The organism is Terrabacter terrae (assembly GCF_039529575.1).
GTDB lineage: Bacteria > Actinomycetota > Actinomycetes > Actinomycetales > Dermatophilaceae > Terrabacter > Terrabacter terrae.
Window position 1 is genome coordinate 1 of sequence record NZ_BAAANB010000182.1, and the last position, 1,902, is coordinate 1,902.

2 protein-coding genes are annotated in these 1,902 nt (G+C 62.7%); both read right to left on the bottom strand.

Annotated features, from left to right (window positions below; translation table 11 throughout):
• The coding region (locus ABD194_RS20600) for a hypothetical protein (RefSeq protein ID WP_343995011.1) at positions 1-219 on the bottom strand (219 nt) is incomplete at its 3' end.
• Positions 220-1,265: 1,046 nt separating this feature from the next.
• Complete coding sequence (locus tag ABD194_RS20605; protein WP_343995013.1) at positions 1,266-1,709, bottom strand: hypothetical protein; 444 nt, start codon at positions 1,707-1,709, stop codon at positions 1,266-1,268.
• Between the last annotated feature and the right edge of the window lie 193 nt (positions 1,710-1,902).

The window sequence follows — 1,902 nt, forward strand, 5'->3', positions numbered from 1 at the left end:
CCGAGCGAGGACGTCGCTCACGAAGTCCTCCGGCGATACGACGAAAGACGCCCTTGGCCGCTCGTTCCAGGGCACGCCCGGACCCGCGGTCGTGAGGTATTCCACGGGAAACTCGAAAAGCTCCCAGGCGCGACTCCAACGATTGTGGGGGTCCGCTGGGTCGATCGTCTCAATGACGATCTGGGGGACGGTGCGGAAGACGGCCACCTCGACGTTCATGGGAACATCTTCGCTCATGTAGCCCGGCGTTGGTGGAAGTCAAATCTCACTATGGACGTCAAACGCCCCACTCATCGCCTGGTCCCGGTAGCGCGCACGTTGCCGCAGGGCAGAGCGTGGGGCGTCGGCTTTGGGCGTCGCGAACGTCTGAGCTGGCTGCTCCCGGCGGCCGATGTACACGCTTGGCCAGAGCGGTCGCACAGGCCGCTGAGGCGCGCCGCCGGCGAGAACGCGAAAGGCGGCGGTAAGACGCCCCTCGCGCGACCACGCTGAACGAGTCGGTGCAGGCGTGTTCGTGCATGCCGTGTGCGCAGTCCCTGCGGATTTCAGGAGGTCAACGTCGTCGAGGGCGGTTCGCTACTCGCTGGCCGCGTCTCGCGTAGAGCGGCTCGGCGCATAACCTCGGGCTGGAGACGGTCATGGCAGAAACATTGAGCGGGAGGCTCGGAGAACCCCGTTCTAGTGCGCTCGCATGCGGCGTCGTGAAACGGGATTCCGCGATCCCAGCATCTCTGTCTGAAACTCGGGCCTGGGTCGTCGTCCTGGGAAACTGGTCCCCCGCGAATCAGGGCGTTAGGCCAACGGGATACGACGTGGTCGATCAGCCAGTTTGCCGCTACGCCTCCGCGATATGCGGAGTCTGGAACGACTTTGACCATGTCTATGCGAATGTATGGCGGATCACTATCGAGTCCTCCGAGACCGACGTCTACATGTCCCACAGTTCTTCCATCAACGATGCACTCCAAAGTCTGACGGGCGCGTTTTGGGGTCGACCAACGCGCAACGAATGGTGCGGCCTCAAGCGCCATGCAGTTGGTTCTCTCTGGGCTTGGATCGGACGGCGTGGACATACTCCACGGCGCAGTTGATTTCAGTTGTGCGCCGGCGCATGAGGCACTCGTAGGGCTGGCAACGCTGCCTCGTCATAGCTCGCATGGTTGGTCGACCAGCCGTTGAGTTGGTTGTAGTGCACGACCGTAACGTTTCGCATAGACCCTTCATCGCGGAAAACCCACGCGTCCAACCAGAGATCGGTGAGCCCTTCAGGCAGATCCAGTGGCGAAGAAGGCAGGAGTTCTGCCACTGTCGAAAACAGGAAATCGTCCCGTTTCCCGCGCCCCCAAAGATACAGATGCGTTTCGTGAACGCCTGTCGCCACCAGTTTTCCTGATATTCGGCGCGGCCCAAGGCTCGGCCAAAACTGATGAAACCTGCTCAGCGAGGTTGCCCAACTCCACAGTGCCGTTGAGCATCACCCTCTGGCCTTGTCGCTCGGCCCTCACGCGCTCGCCGATCTCTTTTGAAGCCTCTGGCGCAGTTACCTCCAGCGCTGCTCGACGCCCGTCCGGATATGTCCAGCGGCCGTCAACCGATCCTGGTGTGCCGTCGGCATCCGCGTGGTCCACGTGGACGCCCAACACTTGCCCGATCACGGCGAAGGCGATCGCCTCTGTATCGCTGGGGGGCTTCCCTCGAGGATTGCTCACCAGGCGACGGTAGCGGGAGCCTGCTCGAGGCAGGCCCTTGGAACCTCCTCCGTCAGCGGCAGACCAGGAAGAGGTTCGTGCCCTCCGCGCCCGCCTCGCGGCGCTATGACGCAATGCCGGACTTCCCTAGACCCAGGTCGAGGAGCGCCGGATCTGGTTGAAGACCGTTTCGACCTCTTGGTCCGACAGGACT